Here is an 18,652-nt window from a genome sequence, read left to right on the forward strand (position 1 = left end):
CTTTATCAACTTTCCTCTCATAATTAATAATCCAAACAACTCAGTTAGTTACATAAGCTAAAAATAAAAAGTGCTTAAATTTCAATAACTCCACTACATTGATGTTGCAAAAAAGTAGTAAAAAGCACTTAATTCATTAACTTTAATTAGAAAAAAGTTAATGCTCATCTTATACTGCAACGGGATACACATGAAATTAAATAGGATACACAATGAAAAAACTATCTGTAGCAGTAGCAATTTGTTGCGCACTTGCCACAAGCAGCGCAAGTGCTGAGGTTCGTATTAATGGGTTTGCTTCTATTGTCGGTGGTAAGTCGCTCGATAGTGATCAAACGTTATATGGATATGATGATGATATTTCATTTAAAAATGAAAGCGTATTTGCACTTCAGCTAACCGCTGATTTGCAAGAGAAGCTAACCGCCACAGCGCAGATTGTAGCTCGCGGGGCCAATGATTTTGACGCTGATTTTGAATGGGCGTACTTAACATATGAATTCTCAGATGACTTACAATTAAGCGCAGGAAAAATGCGTCTTCCTCTATTTCGCTACTCTGACTTTTTAGATGTTGGTTATACCTACCGCTGGGTACGTCCGCCTCAATCTGTATATAACTTACCGTTCTCAACCTATGAAGGCCTAAGCTTATTACATACAACTCAACTTGGTGATTGGGATTCGACTGTGCAAGTTGTTTATGGCAGCTTCGACGATAATATCGCCGTAGTATCAGTAAACGGAGATACCGAGCTTAACAACATGGCCGGGGTTAACTGGTCATTGTCATACGATTGGTTTAGCGCTCGCGCTGCATATTTCATTGCAGATACGAGTATCGGTATTCAAAATGATACAGCTGAAGGTATGGCTCTTAATGGACTTGAGCAGGCACTTCGTAGTTCAGGGTTTTCAGAACAAGCAAATGATATAGCAATAAATGAGGATGATAGCTACTTCCTCGCTTTCGGTTTCTCAATCGATTACAACAATATCTTGTTTGATGCCGAATACACAGAATTTGAAGTTGAAAACAGCGCGCTCGCTAAGCAAACTCAATACTACACCTCTTTAGGCTACCGTATGGACGAGGTAACCGTTCACTTAACATACGAAAACAACGACGATAAGCACGACAGCAGCCGTTATAATGCACTACCAACTGTTCCACCTCTAAACGCAGGTCTTAACCAAGCTTTAGAAGGCTCAAAGGCAAAAAGTAATGTATACACCATAGGCGCTCGCTATGACTTCCACCCAATGGCAGCCTTAAAAGTAGATTTTAGTCGCTTTGAAGATGACATAACAAATACTGAAACTGACGTAGTCGCCGTTGGCGTTGATTTAGTATTTTAATAGGAGCGTATGATGAAAAAATTAATTTTAGCCAGCATGCTAACAATGTGTAGCACAATAGCATTTGCTGAAGTTGCTGTAATTGTAAATCCAGCTAATGCCAATGCAGTGAGCCAAGATGATATTAAAAAAATATACCTTGGCAAGAGCAAATCGTTTGCTGATGGTACCAAAGTAAATCCTGTTAACCAAAATGGTAATGCAGTAGCTGATGAATTTAACGACAAGCTTGTTGGCAAATCAGGCAGTCAATTAAATGCCTATTGGTCAAAGCTGGTTTTTACTGGTAAAGGCACGCCTCCAGGTAAACTTGATAACGACCAAGCAGTAATTGATTTTGTAGCTGCTAATGCAGATGCAATTGGCTATATAGACAGCGCTAAAGCAAGTGATAAAGTAAAAGTAGTAGGTAAATATTAATCTACTAGGTTAAAAACAAAAGCCCGCAATAAATACTTTATTGCGGGCTTTTTTATATCTATAACATTTACAACCTTCATAAAACGTTAAAGTAGTGTCTTAACGACTACTCAATTTTAAACTTAGCAGTTGCATCTAATAGGTTATCTGAAAGGTAATGTAAGTTTTTAGCCACATCTCTTACTGCTTTAAGTGAGCTCATCGTATCTTCAAATGAAACATGCATATTAGATACGTTATCTACAACCATTGCGGCCACTGAGGTTTGCTCTTCTGTTGCTGCTGCAATCTGCGAGTTCATCCCATTAATTTCTAGTATTTGCTCTGCTATTTTTTCAATCGAGACACCGGTTTGCTCTGCTGCACTAGCATTATCGGTTGCCATATCTCTTGCAGAGGTCATAGCCGTTACAGATTCATTAGCTGCCACACTTAATGTACTTAACAATTCACGTATTTCATTAGTTGACTGCGCCGTACGAGAGGCAAGCTCACGGACTTCATCTGCAACCACGGCAAAGCCTCGGCCATGTTCACCCGCCCTGGCCGCTTCTATTGCTGCATTTAAGGCTAATAAGTTTGTTTGCTCGGCAATGGAGGTAATTACATTTAATATTTGTGATACATTTTTAGTGTCATCAGCTAACTTATTAATGGTGCTGGCCGCTATATTAATTTCATCGCTTAAAGTGCGCGACGCATTAACAGACATTTTTACTTGCGCACGGCTTTGATCTACTTCTTTCTCTGCTGTTTGCACGGCATTAGATGCGCTCGCAGCTGATTGTGAAATATCACCAACGCTTTGCTTCATTTCTTCCATCGACTGTTTAACAACATCGGCATCGGTGGTTTGTTTGGTGGTCGCTCTCTCCGCTCGCTCCATCCCTTGCACAAGCCGGGTTGAATTTTCCATTAACGGTTCACATACCGCTATTACTTCTAAAACGGTTTCTCTTAGTAGACTAATAAAGGCATTAAAGTTTATAGATACCTGCCCTATTTCATCTTCAGAGTTAACGGCAAGCTTGGTACTTAACGACCCTTTGCCACTTGCTAGAAGACTCAGGTTATTAGCGGCATCACTGGCTGATGAACCAATATTACGCGCAATCCAAATAGCCATAAGTAATAGCAGCACTAATGATACAACCGCAACAAGCAGCATTAAATTAAGCGCATCATCTGAGCGTGCTTTTGTATTAGCAACAAGTTGGAAAAAGCGATCATCTGCTTTTTGCTGCGCGCTTTTAAAGCTAGTTAAAACAGCCTCAAAAAGGCTTGTTTTAAGCTGAGCCTGTTGTTGTATTTTGCTAAAGTCAGCCGTGCCATTAACCATACCATTGGCGATAGTTGAAGATATTTTCTCATAATTAGCCAGCCGCGTTTTTGTGTCGCTATTAATATATGATGCATTAATTGCTTCTATTGCGTCTAGGTTCGTAGTGAGCTGCTGATAAGTTTCCCCCGCTTTTGTTACTAAGTCTTGTTCACCAAAGGTTACAGCCTGAGTGTATAACTCATCTAACTTTTCTAAAATACTTACGTTAGCCAGGGTTAATTTGGCTACTTTATAAGAAGACTTCTCCATTTCATCAAGTGATATGCGATTTTCGTTCATAGCAAAGTAATTAACCAAAACAATTACTAAGAATGCGATAATCGCTATAGATGTAATTGCATGTATTTTTTTAGTAATGCTGAGGTTTTTAAAAGAGAAACCTGAAGCCATATTAATTTACCCCGTTTAATTATCTATAGTTATTATCGGCTTAAGATGCAAGAATGTTAACTTTATTTTTAACTTTCGACGCTTTTTATACATAAAATTAAATATACAGCAGTATTCTTTTATAAACACTAACAATTGAAATATAGAGTGTTCTCTCCAATGTTCAACATTAATCTAAAAAGAGTTGTTTAATATTTTAAATTTCAGGCACAAAAAAAACCAGTAACATTACTGTTACTGGTTTTTGTATTTGGTGCGGATGGGGGGACTTGAACCCCCACGCCCGAAAGCACTACCCCCTCAAGGTAGCGTGTCTACCAATTCCACCACATCCGCATTTTTTAAGCTATTGCTTAGTGTTAAGTCTTAACGCTAACTTGAGGAAAGAGAGCAACTTAACAATTTAAACTAAATTAATTTGGTACGTCAGAGCTTTGCTCTTTAGTTGATGTTACAGGAACATCTTCTTCAACTGGGTTAACAGTTTCAACAGCTGGAGCAGCTTCTAAGTTTTCCCATTCGTCAGTCTTTTTAATTTGACCGGCAGTTAGGTTACCTAAAACAATACTCAACACAAAAAAGATTGTTGCTAAAGTTGTTGTTGTTTTCGTCATAAAGTTACCGGCTCCTGAAGAACCAAAAACAGTAGACGATGCGCCCGCACCAAATGATGAGCCCATGTCAGCACCTTTACCTTGCTGGATCAAAACCATACCAACAAGCGCTAAAGCTACAACTAAATACACTACTAATAAAATTTCGTACATCTTATACGGTCCCTTTTGCACTATTGCAGATAGCAGTGAATGATTCTGCTTTTAAACTTGCGCCACCAATTAGCCCGCCGTCTATATCTGTTTGTGCAAATAATAATTCGCTATTTTTTTCATTAACGCTACCACCATATAAGATGGTTAGCCCTTGTGCTAAATCGCTGTCTAGTGAAGCAATTTTGTCACGGATAAATTTGTGAACACTTTGTGCCTGTTCAGGCGATGCAGTCTTACCTGTGCCTATAGCCCAAACGGGCTCATATGCTATCACAGATTCTTTCAGTGCTGCTACACCTAATTTATTAATTACTGCGTCAATCTGCGCAGCAACTACCTGTTCTGTTTGCCCGTTTTCTTGCTCTATTTCGCTCTCTCCAACACATAAAATAGGCGTTAAACCTACTTGTTGTGCGCGAGCAAACTTAGCCGCTACGGTATCGTTACTTTCTTTGTATATGCTGCGTCGTTCTGAATGACCAACCAGTACATACTTTGCCCCTAACTGTTTAATCAGCTGGGCATCTACTTCACCAGTAAAAGCACCGGGTGTATTCTCTGAAACGGTTTGTGTTCCGGTAGTTACACCACTTGCAATCATTGCTGATACCAGTGGAAACGGAGGAAATAACACAATGTTTACTTCAGCAGATTTAACATTGTTAATAGCATCAGACAGTTGTTCAACAAGCTCTAATGAGCCATTCATTTTCCAGTTGCCTGCGACCATCGCCTTGCGTGTTGCCATTTTTCCACTCCACATTAGAAAGCGGGCGAGATATTAACTCGACTCGCCCAAAGTTACAAGAGGTTATTGTTATCAATCAGTTTGTTTGCTCATAGATTCGACAACCGCTGCTATTTTCTGTGCACTGTCGATAACTATTTTTTCTTGCTCTGCTTCAACCATCACCCGTACAACAGGTTCAGTACCAGATTTACGCAGTAATACGCGGCCTTTATCTGCTAAGCTTTGTTCTACTTCAGCCACTGCAGCAAGCACTTCTGGCGCTTGGGTCGGATCGGTACCGGCAGTGTATCGCACGTTAATCATTTTCATTGGGTACTTAGTAAATCCAGCGCCTAAATCTTGAAGTGTACGGTTTTGTGCCACCATAGCAGCAAGTACTTGCAAGCTTGAAATAATGCCATCGCCAGTGCTAATCAAATCTAGATTTAAAACATGACCTGAGCTTTCACCACCTATTTTCCAGCCTTTTTGCTGCAGTAGCTCCATCACATAACGGTCACCCACTTTGCTGCGAGCAAAAGCAATATTTTTAGCTTTTAATGCATTCTCAAGGCCCATATTCGACATTACAGTACCAACAACACCACCACCTAAGTTGTCATCTTGAGCAGCTTGACAGGCAATAATATAAACTAAATCATCACCATCAAATACACGGCCATTATGATCAACCATCATTACACGGTCGCCGTCGCCATCATAGGCAATACCTACATCCGCTTTATGCTCAAGTACTTTTTGCTTTAGTGTATCCACATGGGTTGCGCCACATTCGTGGTTAATGTTCACCCCATTTGGCTCACACGCATGAGTGATCACCTCAGCACCAAGCTCTCGCATTACTGAAGGCGCTATGTGATACGTTGCACCGTTGGCACAATCTAAGACTATTTTTAGCCCTTCAAGTGATAAGCCTTGTGGGAACTGGCTTTTACAAAACTCAATATAACGGCCATCAGCGCTTGATAAGCGTGTTGCTTTACCTAGTTTATCAGAGGCTACACATGTCATTGGTTCGTCAAGCATGGCTTCAATTTGCAGCTCTACAACATCATCTAGCTTTAAGCCTTGGCCATTAAAAAACTTAATACCGTTATCGTAGTAAGGATTATGGGATGCACTGATCACAATACCTGCTTCTGCGCGAAACGTTTGCGCTAAATACGCAACGGCAGGCGTTGGCATAGGACCAAGTAAAATAACATCAATACCGGCGGCAATTAGACCAGACTCTAGTGCGGTTTCAAGCATGTAACCAGAAATACGAGTGTCTTTACCAATAATGACTTTTTTTGTACCGTGTTGCGATAATACACGCCCTGCAGCCCAACCTAGTTTCATTGCAAATTCAGGATTAATAGGTCCTTGCCCCACTAAACCACGCACACCATCTGTGCCAAAATATTTTCTTTCTTTCATTTAAAGTACTCCTTGTTTGCAGGCTTGATATACGCCAAGCACGTCTGCGGTTTCTTTTACATCATGCACACGAATAATATGCGCACCATTTTGTGCAGCTATTAATGCGCCAGCTAAACTGCCTGCTAATCTATTTTCTGTATCTCTGTTGAGTAAATTACCAATCATTGACTTACGCGATAACCCTGCTAGCAGCGGTAAGCCAAACTGCGCGTAGTCATTAAATTGAGCCAATATTTGATAATTGTGTTTAAGTGTTTTTCCAAAGCCAAAACCAGGGTCTAATATTAACTGGCTTTGCTTTATGCCAGCAGTTTCGCATGCAGCGATTCGCTGGTTAAAAAAGTCATTTATCTCGCTTGCTAAATCATCATAGTGAGGGTCGTTTTGCATACTTCGCGGCTGTCCTTTCATATGCATTAAGCAAACCGCCACATCAGGGTACTGCGCAACGACAGCAAGCGCATCGTCCTCTTGTAAAGCTCTCACATCATTTACTATATCCGCACCGGCTTCAATGGCTTGACGCATGACCTCAGCTTTACTGGTATCGATTGAAATAATGCAATCACTTTGCTCACGAATAGCCTTAATAATCGGAATTACGCGCTGCAGTTCGTCTTCAAGGCTAACATCGGGGGCACCTGGGCGTGTTGATTCGCCGCCAATATCTAGAATAGTCGCGCCATCATCAAGTAATTGCATCGCATGATTTAGCGCAGCTGTCGTATTAAAAAACTGGCCACCATCCGAAAATGAATCAGGAGTAACGTTTACTATTCCCATAATAACGGGCTCGCTAAGGTCAAGCGTTCGACCACGCGCAAGGTTAATTTTATTATTCATCGCTAACCTTAATATGTGTTTGTTGAGTGTAATTTGGGTTAATCACAGCAAATTGATACAAAAAAGCCCCGAACTTCGGGGCTTTTGGATACGTTATTTTAACGATTATTCAGCTTTATCATCAAGGTTTGTTTCATCTTTTTTAGACTCATCTTTCTTAGACTCATCTTTTTTAGATTCGTCAGTTGGTTTTTGGATTTCATCAACTGCTTTATCTTTAGAAACACCTTCTTTTTCTGGTTTAGCTTCATGACGGTCATGCGCATCACGTGGTTCACGTACTGGCTGACGTGCCATTAAATCATCAATCTGTTTCGCATCGATAGTTTCATACTTCATCAGTGCATCTTTCATTGCGTGTAAAATATCAATATTTTCTTTCAATATTGATTCTGCACGTTGATAGTTGCGGTCTGAGAATAAACGTACTTCTGCATCAATTACTTTGGCTGTTTCATCCGACATGCTCATAGAACGACCACCGCCGCCACCCATATACATTTCGTTTTGATCTTCAGCGTAAAGTAATGGACCTAGCTTTTCACTTAAACCCCATTGTGTAACCATTTTGCGAGCAATGTCAGTTGCACGTTCGATATCGTTACTTGCACCTGTAGTTACTTTGTCTTCACCATAAATAATGGCTTCTGCAATACGGCCACCATAGAGGCTAGAAATCATAGATTCAAGCAGTTCTTTAGAATGGCTAACACGGTCTTGCTCTGGTAAATACATTGTCACACCTAGCGCACGGCCACGTGGAATAATAGATACTTTATAAACCGGATCGTGCTCAGGCACCATACGACCTACAATGGCATGACCTGCTTCATGGTAAGCCGTCATTTCTTTTTCTTGCTCGCTCATCACCATGGTCTTACGTTCAGCACCCATCATGATTTTATCTTTTGCAGCGTCAAATTCAGCCATACTAACAACACGCTTATTACCACGAGCTGCATAAAGAGCGGCCTCATTCACTAAATTAGCAAGATCAGCCCCTGAGAAACCAGGTGTACCACGTGCAATCACTGCTGCTTCAACGTTATCACCTAAAGGTACTTTACGCATGTGTACTTTTAGGATTTGCTCACGACCACGAATATCTGGCAAACCAACCACAACTTGACGGTCAAAACGACCAGGACGAAGTAATGCTGGGTCTAAAACATCAGGACGGTTAGTCGCAGCAATAACGATAATACCTTCATTACCTTCAAAGCCATCCATTTCAACTAGCATTTGGTTAAGCGTTTGCTCACGTTCATCGTGACCGCCGCCCATACCTGCGCCACGTTTACGCCCTACCGCATCGATTTCATCAATGAAAATGATACAAGGTGCTGCTTTTTTAGCTTGTTCGAACATGTCACGTACACGTGATGCACCTACACCCACAAACATTTCAACAAAATCAGAACCCGAAATGGTAAAGAATGGTACTTTTGCTTCACCAGCAACCGCTTTAGCAAGCAAGGTTTTACCCGTACCAGGAGGACCAACCATAAGTACACCTTTAGGAATACTACCACCTAATTTTTGGAACTTAGAAGGGTCACGTAAAAAGTCCACCAGCTCGGTTACATCGTCTTTGGCTTCATCACAGCCAGCCACATCAGCAAAAGTCGTTTTGACTTGATCTTCACTCATTAAACGGGCTTTACTTTTACCAAATGACATGGCGCCTTTGCCACCGCCACCTTGCATCTGACGCATGAAGAAAATCCACACACCAATTAGCAGTATCATAGGGAACCAAGAAATGAAAATGCTTGCTAAAAACGATTGTTCCTCAGGTTTAACACCTTTGACATTTACATCGCTTTTTAACAAATCATTTAAAATATCTTTATCATAGATCGGCATTATCGTTTGAAAACGCTCGCCACTATTTTTTATGCCAGTAATTGTGCCACTGCCACTTTCAATAGACACTTCTTGTATAGAGCCGCTGCGGGCATCTTTAACAAATTGACTGTAACTTGTTTGACGATCAACTTGATCGCCGCCATTAAAGCTCTGAAATACTGACATAAGCACAACTGCAATAACCAGCCAGAGTATTAGATTTTTCGCCATATCGCTCAAGGGGTTAACCTCTTGTATCCAATTAATTTAAATTCAACTAAACGCCAAGCAACTGTACTACAGTTTGTATCCAGTCGCTACTATATATACTTCCCGAGAACGGGGACGCGAGGCATCCGGTTTACGTATCTTCACTGCTTTAAAACTATTACGTACATCTTGCAAATATTGATCAAAGCCTTCACCTTGGAATACTTTAACAATAAACGCGCCATTTTTCTTTAAAACTTGGTGGCACATATCAAGTGCAAGCTCAACCAAGTACATGCTACCTGCCTGATCAACCGAGTTATTGCCACTCATGTTAGGTGCCATATCAGACAATACCACATCTACATTTTTACCATCAATGCGTTTTAATAGCGCATTAAGTACAGCCTCTTCACGAAAGTCACCTTGTAAAAAGTCAACACCCGCTAATGAATCCATAGGTAAAATATCACACGCAACCACTTGCCCTTTGTCACCTACTTTTTCTGCTAAGTATTGTGACCAACTCCCTGGAGCTGCGCCTAAATCAACCACTGTCATTGCTGGACGCAATAACTTATCTCTGTTTTGGATTTCGTCTAATTTGAAAACAGCTCGAGAGCGCCAGCCTTTTTTTTGCGCTTCTTGAACATATTTATCATCAAAATGTTCTTTAAGCCAACGCTGTGAACTGGCTGACTGTTTTTTATTTGTCATAAATTAACACGCAACTAATTAGTAATATTCTCTAGATGGCGTTAGAATACCCTTAATTCAAGCCATATTCAGCAAAATTTGTAATATCATGACATTATCAAACAAACAAAAGCAGTTTTTAAAAGGTCAGGCACATAGCCTTAAGCCTGTAGTTTTACTAGGTTCTAACGGTTTAACCGAAGGCGTAGTAGTTGAAATCCAAAGCGCATTAGAAATTCACGAATTAATTAAAGTGAAAGTGCCAACTGACGATCGTGAAACCAAAAAGCTTATTTTTGATGCCATTGTTCGCGAAACAGGGGCTACCAAATTACAAACAATCGGTCATACGATTGTGCTTTACCGTCAAAGCCCTGAGAAAAAAATTCAGTTGCCTCGCGGCTAATAATCCGTTTAAAAATCCTAAAAAACCAGCTTCGGCTGGTTTTTTTGTACATGATTAAAAATCCATTGTTCGCAATTTTGATCTGTAGTTGCCATCCTCAAGCTTATTAAGCAAATAATAGTGCCCGTATTGCTCCTCATCCATATTTTCAATCGCTTGGTTACTTAATAATGAAGCCAGTTGCGGTGTGGTATTACTATGCCCTATAACCACTACAACGCCGTCTTGTGCCAACAACTGATTTTTCAATGCCGTTAAATCTGCAGCATTATAGGTAATCGTTTTAATATTAAAATATGCGGCTAAGGGTGCTGCAGTACTTAATGTGCGGTTATAATTACTACTGTATAACGTTATGTGTGGATGAATGTTAACCAACGAAACCAAATACTCAGCACGCGCCTGCCCTTGCTCTGTTAAATATGGATTACTGCCTATTTGTTTTTCACTATGGCGAAACAAATAAAGTTGTTCAGGCGCAGAAAAAGCAGGATGGCAAACGAGTAACAGTAATGCTACCCATGCTGACTTTATCAATGAGCTCATTATTTTTTGCCTCGTTTGTATGCCAATAAACGGTCTATGAATTCCGTGGTAAGCTCATTAATAAGGCCTGTTTCTGCATTTAAAATTAAGCTAAAGCCTACGTTTAAATGCGGAAAAACCACTAAATCACTTCGGTATCCTTGTACCCAGCCACTGTGATAGTAAAGCGTTTCATCATTATAATCATACACACGCCAACCCAGCCCATAATAGGCTTCATTCATGTGTTCTCGCCACACCCGTCGATAACGTTCTTTTTTAGTGTGCGTGTACGGACGCGTTTGGGTAGCTAATGCGTCTAATGATAATACCGCTGGATATTGTCCTAATTGCGCATTTAACCAAATAGCCATATCTGATGCACTGGCGTTAACCCCTGCCGCGGGTGCAACTTTGTAATAATTCTTTTTTAAACGGGCGCTATACCAACGCTTTTTACCACGCACGTGAGGGTGTGCATAGTTATTATCTTGCACCATGGCATCGTAACCTAAACTAGCATCACTCATTTCTAAAGGGGTAAAAAACGCGTCATTGAGCCACTGGGTATAGGTTTTGTTGGTGCTTTTTAAAATCACGTCGTCAATTAAGCTAAACATCACATTTTGATAACCATAACAATCACCGGGGTCACAAATGGGTTTGACACTCAATAGTTTTTCAACAATGTCGTTATAGCCCATTCGCGATTCGATTAAGTTATCGTAAGCATTGGGCACTAACCCACTAGAATGGCTTAAAATATGAAAAACTTTTAAATCATCTTTATAATCAGTTTGCTTAAAGTCAGGTAAATAGTGACTAACAGGTAAATAAAGGTTGAGCCGCTGTTCATTTGCAAGTTTAGCCGCTAACGACCCTGCAAATGTTTTCGATACTGAAGCTAAACGAAATCGAGTGTGCGGATTAATTTTTTGTCCACTGCGTACCTTTGTATGGCCCATAGTATGGATATAGTCACGCGCTTGGGAGTTGACAATAGAAAGCGCTCCTCCTGGGATTTTTTTTATTTTTAGTTTTTTTTCTGTATAGCGTCCATAACTTTTAACAAATGCTTCCCAATCAGGATCTGTGCTTGCGCTCGCCTGCAAATGCGTCCCCATAAGGCACACAGCAAAAAAGTAAAAGGGTAAGGTGTTAAAATACTTCATTCTTAGCTAATTTTTCTTTTTTAGTCATAATCGACCGTTATAATATCATGAACTTTTGTTCGGACTAACGTACAATATGTCCGAACAATGGCTTTTGAGTGGATGTAAAATATTTATGCGTTTTTTAGTTGTATCACTTTTTATAATATTAGCGTCAGGTTGTGCTGTCGTTAAACAACCCGCAGAGCCTTTAGCAATGCCTGCAAAGCCTATGCTTAAGAGCCAAACTTACCAGTTAAAGTATGAAACTGAGCATGCTTCACCAAAAGTGAAGTCGGTGCAATTACCTGCTCACAACGTGAAAAAAAATCAAACCGTTAGAGTAATTGTAGACCGTGCAAGCGTCACAGACACTTTAGTCTCTCAAATAAGCCAAGCCTTAATTGATAAACAACTTAAGGTGACCACAAGCGAGAATAGCGATTACACGTTAGCCATTCATCAAGTTGATCTGGAATTTGTAGATGATGCCAAGTACACCTTAGCGCAACCAGAAAAACCATATTCACTGTTTTCAAAAGTTGCGCAGCAATTTCCTTCGCAACAATGCGCAAATATATTAGCCCAAGTTAGCATGCGACTTACTCACAAAGCATCAGGCGATGTGGTGTGGTTTGCTAAATCATCAATTGACAGTGCAAGCTTTCATCGTGAACCTCTAGTTTATAGCTTCAGCGAAGAAAAGAAGATCACTAATGAGCTGGAAGTTGTTGCATTTATACATAAGCACAACACCGAGCAGGCTCGCCTAAAGCGAGCTGAACTTAATAGTGAAGTAACAGCCCCTGCGTATAAAACCATTACGAAACTGAGTCGTTTAACTAAATTAAATGGGCCATGTACACGCACCGAAATAAGCGCGCTCACTCCCATGATGCAATTTTATCTAAGCAGTATTCTTATTGATAAAATTAAAGTTCAGTAGTTGTTAGGACGACCGCTACATTTTTTTACAGATTTAGCCAAGAGTTTGACAATATACTAGGGTCTGCTGACCTTTCAAGGTTAAATTTGCAGCAGTCTGTTTGGTATTTAGGCAAGGCAGAGCCTATGTGGTGTGGTTATTCCCCATAAATAGGCGATAACGCAGCATCAATGCCAAACAGGCGCTGCCCGAAGGGTTCTGCCTAGGGGCGATTTACTCTTTGTTGCCTACATGGATGTAGGTAAGGGGCGTGAGCAGGACGCGGAAGCTTTGCTCGGTTTTTACTTAGCCCACTAGGTTACAAACCTCGCGCCGCGATTAAACCGCCCCTAGTTTGAACAAATTTTAATCCGCAAAGGTCAACAGACCCTAGCCTCTTTAGCAAACTCTAATTAAGGTTCCAAGGATGACGCATACTTCACTTAAACAATCTTTTGGTTGTGCAGCCTTATTAGTTGCCGCCATTTTTAGTACTCAAAGCAACGCCAGCAATCGTTACTATGCCGATAATACCTTAGAGCCCACAACTGGGTTTGCTTGGGATTGGAGTGCTGGTGCGGGTTATTACATTGAAGACTCTTATTTAGTTGGCATGAACTCCTATGATGTTGGCGCAGAGCTAGATTTGAGTCTTGCCGTTTCTTACGATAATTTTTATCTTGATTTTGACCATAATCAGCTCAGCGGTGGACTTGTTTTGGGCTATAGCTTAATTAACAAATATGATTGGGGCCTTGATTTATTAGGTACCAATATTCAAGCGGGGTTTGATGAGCAAGGTTTAGGCTTTTACAACGACGGGGTAATTGATCCACTGCGTGGTATAAAAAAGCGTAACTATGATTTTGACACCGGCCTTCGATTAACACGCCGATTTGAAAATTCACAAATTTCCCTTGAATACTTACATGATATATCTGGTGCTCATAACGGCTGGGTTGCCAATGTGTTTTTCAGCCATATTCAACCTTGGCGCAATTGGGAGTTTCGCTCCGGAATTGGCCTAAGCGCCTACTCTGCTGATTTTACAAACTATTACTTTGGTATTGATAGCGATGAAGCAAACGCAACCCGTCCTATTTATAATACCGACGCCAGTACCAGTATTATGTTTGAATTTCATGCTGAATATCCAATTAATCAAGATTGGGTATTTTTAGCAGGCTGGTTAACTACATGGTTTTCAAAAGAAATTGATGACAGCCCAATTATTTCCCAAGGATATCAACACAAAGCCAAGGTAGGCCTGCGTTATGTACTTTAGATTTTTTTACTGTTTGTTGTTTACATACTCAGGCTCTTTGCTTGCAGTGACAACACAAGCGCCCAGTGAGCTTACTGCCGTACCGGATACCTGTGTCGCCTTACGTGAAGGACGCCATTGTTACGCCGATGTGGTTTTGTCATGGCAGCAACCGGAAGTGGGGAATTATTGCTTACGCGGCGCGACTTCAAAGTACATTATGCAGTGCTGGCTTAAACAGCGACAAGGTTCGTTTAATTATGCTTTTGACTCAACACAAAGCATTTCATTTGAGCTATTTGATAGTAATACATCACAAGTCATTGCTGTAAGCGAAGTAAAACTACAATGGGTGTATCAAAATAGGCAAAAAAAGCGGCGCTGGCGATTATTTTAAATCAGCCAACTATTAAACATATTTTACTAGCTAAAATATCATTTAGGTATACGAAGAAAGCTTATGGATAATTACGGTACTATTTTACTGGTTGAAGATGATATCTCTCTTGCACAATGGGTGACTGAGTATTTAACTGAGCAAGGTTATATTGTGCATGTGTGTCATCGCGGTGATGAGGTTGTAAGCCAAGTAAAGCATTTAAATCCACAACTTATTTTACTCGACATTATGTTACCCGGACTTGATGGTATTAGTGTATGTCGTGAGTTACGAAGCTTTTATCATGCCCCTATAATTATGCTCACCGCACGAGATGAAGAAATGGATGAGGTCATTGGGCTTGAAGTCGGTGCTACCGATTACATAATAAAACCTGTTCGCCCTCGTGCATTGCTTGCCCGTATTAAGTCGGCTTTACGTTACAGCAACGACATGCCTAACACTGATGCTCAAACGAGTATAATCAATATCGGTCAATTAAGTATTAATACCGAATCGCGTAACGTCACACTCAATCAACAAGATATAAATATTTCAAGCGCAGAGTACTTATTACTGCATTATTTAGCGAGCAACGCTGGGCAAGTGGTATCGCGTGATGCGGTATTTAAAGCAACCAAAGGCAGGGAGTATGATGGCTTAGATAGAAGCGTTGATGTACTTATTTCTGCTTTACGTAAAAAGTTTAATGATGATCCGCAAAAACCAGAAAAAATAAAAACTATTTGGGGCCGTGGTTACTTATTCGTGACTACAGCGTGGTAACTTTTAATACCAGAGTGCTTATAAATAAACGTCACTTTAATGTACCAAGCCTGCGCTATTAATATGGAATAGCATCAATGAAAAAGTTTTATATTTCACTACTGGGCAGTGCGCTGCTTTCAATTATTGTTTTAGGTTGGCTCATTGATGCATTTAGTCAACAAGCGCATGCGCCACTCGATGAGTTTAGTTTACAAAGCCAAATTATTGTTGGTTTAAGTGAACAACTCACGGCTATAAAACCACAAGCACGCCCTGAGCAGGTAACTCAGTTAGCCAGAGATTTTAATCTAGCTCTTAACTACAAATTAAACCAGTCGCTCGCACTGCCATCAGAGTTATTAGATAAAATGCAAACCCAAGGCGGGTTAATACTCGAGGACGAGCAAGGCTTTTACATGCTCTACACGAATGATGCATTGAGCCCTTATCATTTAACCATGCGTTTAGATAAACCTTACGAAAACACACAGCGAAACGACATAATTTTAACACTGCTATTTTATACTGGCTTATGTGTTTTTATGGGCTTTATTATTACCCCTTTAGCAAAACGCCTCACGGTATTAAATGATGCGGCAAAACAGTTCGCATCCGGTAATGTTAAAGCCCGAATTAAGCCCTCTCGTTTTACCTATATAAAAGATGTGGAACTGACTTTTAACCGTATGGCGAGCCAAATTGAAAAGTTAGTTGCTGAAAATAAACTGATGGCCTCAAGCCTATCCCATGACATTAGAACTCCAATAGCCTGCTTACGCTTTGGTGTTGACGCCGCCCTTGATACTCATGACGAGAGTAAAATAAAGCATTATTTAACCCGTATGGAGACCGATTTGGATCATATGGAGTCAATGTTAAAAAGCTATTTAGCGTTTGCTACTTTGGAACAAAATGCCAATAAACTTACTTACTCATCAGCAAATATTAAACATTACCTCAGTGATATTATGTCGCAACTTGAACCTAAAATAGTCGCACGTTCGCTCAAAATCTCTTTAGAGTGCGATGATCATACTATATATGCGGACTTACATTGGCTAGCAAGAGCAATCGCTAACTTAATTAATAATGCCTGCGATTTTGCACATCATCACATTAAAGTAACAGCTTCAGTGCAAGAACACGTTTTAGTTATTAGCATTGCCGATGATGGCCCAGGAATAGCTCAAGAAAATAACCATAAAGTATTTAGCCCGTTCTTTCGTGAACGTAGCCACCGCAATCGCAGTGACAATAGTTACGGACTCGGGTTAGCGATCGTTGCCAAAGTAGCCGATTGGCATCATGGTACTGTAGCAGTAAGCAAAAGCGAGCAACTTGGTGGAGCCTGCTTTACATTAAGTATTGCTCAGCTTGAAGGTTAATCAACCAAGCACTATCGCTTCTAACTAACGCAATATAATTAAAGAAATCGTGCTATTTATAATCAAAATACGCACGTGTTATTTATATCTGAAAATAAAACGCAATAATTGTGCGACTTAGTCAAATAAGCACTTTTTATTTATTTACAATTCCAGTAGATTGTCAGCGGCGTCAAAAAATAGAGAAGCAGAATAATATGAGTGCAGTCAGAGGTGAGTTTAGCTCCCGCTTTGGTTTTATAATGGCCGCAGCAGGGTCTGCTGTTGGGCTTGGTAATATTTGGGGTTTCCCAACACAAACAGCAAGTAATGGGGGGGCTGCCTTTTTAGTCGCGTACTTAGTACTAGCCTTCTTTTTAGCCTATCCCGCTTTAATGGCAGAACTGATGATAGGTCGCCATGGACAAGCTAATGCGGTTTCTTCATTAACTAAATTAACCACTAAACCTTGGCAAAAGCAGTTTGCTTTTGCTGTTGGCTTTGGCGGTATTTTATGTGCAGGTTTTATACTCAGCTTTTATGCGATTGTTGCTGGTTGGATGTTAAGTGCAACTCTGGAGCCTGTAACCACACTCATAGGTGCTGATGCTGCATCTTCGTGGCTAAGTGAACAGTCACTTACACGTAATATTCTTTTTACTGTGGTATTTATTATTTTAACCGTTGCTATTATTAGCCGCGGTGTTGAAAACGGTATTGAAAAGTGGTCAAAACGTTTAATGCCTGCTCTGCTCGGAATTTTGTTTGCTTTAATTGCCTATGTAATGACTCAAGAAGGGGCTGTTGAGGGGTTAAAAGCTTACTTAGTCCCCGATTTTTCTTCTATTTTTGATCCTACGTTATTAGTCAGTGCATTAGGGCAAGCCTTCTTTTCATTATCACTGGGTACCAGTGTAATGATTATTTATGGCTCATATATCAGTAAAAAGGAAAACCTCGTCTCTTTGGGTGCTTATGTTACGCTTATTGATGTATTTATAGCATTTGTAGCGGGCTTACTGATTATCCCCGCTATGTATGTTGCACAAGCACAAGGTGTTGAAATATTCTCGTCAACAACAGGCAAGCTGCTCTCAGAAGACACTTTAGTATTTCAGGTTTTACCCGCCCTATTTGATGGTATGGGTGGTGTTGGTTTATTTGTTGGCTTCGCTTTTTTTGCATTAATGAGTATTGCCGCACTGACCTCGTCTATTTCAATGCTTGAAGCGCCGGTGTCGTACACTGTAGAGCGTTTTGCAATGAAGCGTGTGCAAGCCACGTGGTTAATTGGTGCTTTGATTGCCATTGTCAGTATTACCATTGTATGTAACCTAGGCGCGTTATTTGGCTTAGTGATCACCTTAACTACTAAAGTCGCGCAACCGTTATTAGGACTTATGTGTTGTATTTTTGTAGGGTGGATCTGGTATAGGTCATCACTGCTCAAAGCAATCCAACAAGGTAACCCTGAAGTACATAACACCTTATTTTGGAAAATATGGCCTTGGTACACTAAGTTTGTATGCCCTCTCGCCATTAGCCTAGTATTCTTACATTCTTTACTAAGCTAAAAATAGAATATAAAAAAGGCCGCATGAATGCGTAATGCCGATCAGTTAAGAATATTTTTGATCGGTTGACTGATCTTTTTAACGCTTTCAAAATCCGATATCTGTCTCTGGTATCGGATTTTTTTTATGCGCTTTGAAAATGAATTAGCGGTCGCTTTTAACTCTTGTGGTAGTTTTCATACATTCGAAAAATATGCTGAGCTACTTTCCCCTCAACTTATTCAGCAAGGCTTTGAACAAGCTGGT

Annotated in this window: 18 protein-coding genes and 1 tRNA gene; 9 read left to right on the forward strand and 10 right to left on the reverse strand. The window is 40.4% G+C overall.

The features are described 5' to 3' along the window. Positions 1 to 212 precede the first annotated feature (212 nt). Positions 213 to 1,358, forward strand: a complete 1,146-nt coding sequence (locus BW139_RS16695; RefSeq protein ID WP_076920413.1) for a porin — start codon at positions 213 to 215, stop codon at positions 1,356 to 1,358. Positions 1,359 to 1,370: 12 nt separating this feature from the next. After that, the gene (locus BW139_RS16700) at positions 1,371 to 1,778 is read left to right on the forward strand and encodes a phosphate ABC transporter substrate-binding protein (protein WP_076920415.1); all 408 of its coding nucleotides are present in this window, start codon (positions 1,371 to 1,373) and stop codon (positions 1,776 to 1,778) included. 106 nt (positions 1,779 to 1,884) lie between these two features. Here BW139_RS16700 and BW139_RS16705 read toward each other — a convergent pair whose 3' ends face one another. The 8 genes from BW139_RS16705 to rlmE form a co-directional block, all read right to left on the reverse strand. After that, positions 1,885 to 3,510 carry a methyl-accepting chemotaxis protein gene (locus tag BW139_RS16705; protein ID WP_076920416.1) on the reverse strand — a complete coding sequence of 542 codons (1,626 nt, stop codon included), beginning with the start codon at positions 3,508 to 3,510 and terminating at the stop codon, positions 1,885 to 1,887. A gap of 251 nt (positions 3,511 to 3,761) precedes the next feature. Next, positions 3,762 to 3,846: transfer RNA gene (locus BW139_RS16710), tRNA-Leu, on the reverse strand. A gap of 77 nt (positions 3,847 to 3,923) precedes the next feature. Next, positions 3,924 to 4,277, reverse strand: coding sequence for a preprotein translocase subunit SecG (gene secG, locus BW139_RS16715; protein WP_008464781.1), 354 nt, complete (start codon positions 4,275 to 4,277; stop codon positions 3,924 to 3,926). 1 nt (position 4,278) lies between these two features. Beyond that, complete coding sequence (gene tpiA, locus BW139_RS16720; RefSeq protein ID WP_008464780.1) at positions 4,279 to 5,028, reverse strand: triose-phosphate isomerase; 750 nt, start codon at positions 5,026 to 5,028, stop codon at positions 4,279 to 4,281. A gap of 72 nt (positions 5,029 to 5,100) precedes the next feature. Beyond that, positions 5,101 to 6,450, reverse strand: coding sequence for a phosphoglucosamine mutase (glmM, locus tag BW139_RS16725; protein WP_008112693.1), 1,350 nt, complete (start codon positions 6,448 to 6,450; stop codon positions 5,101 to 5,103). Next, positions 6,451 to 7,296: a dihydropteroate synthase gene (folP, locus tag BW139_RS16730; RefSeq protein ID WP_076920419.1), complete on the reverse strand. Its 846-nt coding sequence runs from the start codon at positions 7,294 to 7,296 to the stop codon at positions 6,451 to 6,453. It abuts the gene before it with no gap. A 105-nt stretch (positions 7,297 to 7,401) separates the two neighbouring features. Further along, entirely contained in the window at positions 7,402 to 9,375 is a 1,974-nt protein-coding gene (ftsH, locus tag BW139_RS16735; RefSeq protein WP_076920432.1) for an ATP-dependent zinc metalloprotease FtsH, read from the reverse strand. A 66-nt stretch (positions 9,376 to 9,441) separates the two neighbouring features. Further along, positions 9,442 to 10,071, reverse strand: coding sequence for a 23S rRNA (uridine(2552)-2'-O)-methyltransferase RlmE (rlmE, locus tag BW139_RS16740; protein ID WP_008112689.1), 630 nt, complete (start codon positions 10,069 to 10,071; stop codon positions 9,442 to 9,444). Positions 10,072 to 10,159: 88 nt separating this feature from the next. On the opposite strand from rlmE, the gene yhbY reads away from it, so the two are divergent. Continuing rightward, positions 10,160 to 10,456 carry a ribosome assembly RNA-binding protein YhbY gene (gene yhbY, locus BW139_RS16745; RefSeq protein ID WP_008112687.1) on the forward strand — a complete coding sequence of 99 codons (297 nt, stop codon included), beginning with the start codon at positions 10,160 to 10,162 and terminating at the stop codon, positions 10,454 to 10,456. A 54-nt stretch (positions 10,457 to 10,510) separates the two neighbouring features. On the opposite strand, the gene BW139_RS16750 is transcribed toward yhbY, so the two are convergent. Then, complete coding sequence (locus BW139_RS16750; RefSeq protein WP_076920420.1) at positions 10,511 to 11,002, reverse strand: histidine phosphatase family protein; 492 nt, start codon at positions 11,000 to 11,002, stop codon at positions 10,511 to 10,513. Then, positions 11,002 to 12,105 (reverse strand): serine hydrolase domain-containing protein, encoded by a 1,104-nt coding sequence (locus tag BW139_RS16755; RefSeq protein WP_407070244.1) that lies wholly within the window; start codon positions 12,103 to 12,105, stop codon positions 11,002 to 11,004. Before BW139_RS16755 ends, BW139_RS16750 begins: the two co-directional genes overlap by 1 nt. Before the next feature lie 163 nt (positions 12,106 to 12,268). Here BW139_RS16755 and BW139_RS16760 point away from each other — a divergent pair, with 163 nt between their 5' ends. The 6 genes from BW139_RS16760 (at position 12,269) to BW139_RS16785 (ending at position 18,406) form a co-directional block, all read left to right on the forward strand. Further along, on the forward strand, positions 12,269 to 13,078 hold the full coding sequence (locus tag BW139_RS16760) for a hypothetical protein (RefSeq protein WP_008464772.1): 810 nt from the start codon (positions 12,269 to 12,271) through the stop codon (positions 13,076 to 13,078). A 406-nt stretch (positions 13,079 to 13,484) separates the two neighbouring features. After that, on the forward strand, positions 13,485 to 14,342 hold the full coding sequence (locus BW139_RS16765) for a MipA/OmpV family protein (RefSeq protein ID WP_076920423.1): 858 nt from the start codon (positions 13,485 to 13,487) through the stop codon (positions 14,340 to 14,342). Then, positions 14,332 to 14,718, forward strand: coding sequence for a DUF3019 domain-containing protein (locus tag BW139_RS16770; RefSeq protein ID WP_076920425.1), 387 nt, complete (start codon positions 14,332 to 14,334; stop codon positions 14,716 to 14,718). The genes BW139_RS16765 and BW139_RS16770 overlap by 11 nt, the downstream gene beginning before the upstream one ends. 63 nt (positions 14,719 to 14,781) lie before the next feature. Next, on the forward strand, positions 14,782 to 15,486 hold the full coding sequence (locus tag BW139_RS16775) for a response regulator transcription factor (RefSeq protein WP_076920426.1): 705 nt from the start codon (positions 14,782 to 14,784) through the stop codon (positions 15,484 to 15,486). A 77-nt stretch (positions 15,487 to 15,563) separates the two neighbouring features. Next, positions 15,564 to 16,853 (forward strand): ATP-binding protein, encoded by a 1,290-nt coding sequence (locus BW139_RS16780; protein WP_076920428.1) that lies wholly within the window; start codon positions 15,564 to 15,566, stop codon positions 16,851 to 16,853. A 197-nt stretch (positions 16,854 to 17,050) separates the two neighbouring features. Beyond that, complete coding sequence (locus tag BW139_RS16785; protein WP_076920429.1) at positions 17,051 to 18,406, forward strand: sodium-dependent transporter; 1,356 nt, start codon at positions 17,051 to 17,053, stop codon at positions 18,404 to 18,406. The last annotated feature ends 246 nt before the right edge of the window (positions 18,407 to 18,652 follow it).

Origin of the sequence: Pseudoalteromonas sp. SK18, from assembly GCF_001974855.1 — a bacterium.
In the GTDB taxonomy this organism is placed as follows: Bacteria; Pseudomonadota; Gammaproteobacteria; order Enterobacterales; family Alteromonadaceae; genus Pseudoalteromonas.